This is a genomic window from Pseudoalteromonas sp. GW168-MNA-CIBAN-0100, assembly GCF_040309225.1.
Lineage (GTDB): Bacteria > Pseudomonadota > Gammaproteobacteria > Enterobacterales > Alteromonadaceae > Pseudoalteromonas > Pseudoalteromonas arctica.
Map to the genome: position 1 here is coordinate 1 of NZ_JBEOOL010000754.1, position 258 is coordinate 258.

Below are 258 nucleotides of genomic sequence, written 5' to 3' on the forward strand. Positions count from 1 at the left end.
GTATTGCAGATACGACTTCTTTTGGTGGGCAAAAGTTATTAGATGGAACATTCGAAACAAAATCATTCCAAGTTGGTGCCAATGCCAATGAAGTCATTGACGTTACTATTGATGGTTTTAAAGCAACTGATTTAGGAGTTGTAAGCGGGCAGTCAGCAGCCGTACCAGCATTTACTGCAGCTAATATAGGTATTGCAGATGAAACTATTACATTTGGCGTTACAACTGCAGCAGGCTCACAGTCAGTAAGCTTTACTG

At 40.7% G+C, this 258-nt stretch carries 1 pseudogene; it reads left to right on the forward strand.

The features are described from left to right. Nucleotides 1–258: pseudogene (locus AAEY62_RS23285) on the forward strand (flagellin); the annotation flags it as partial.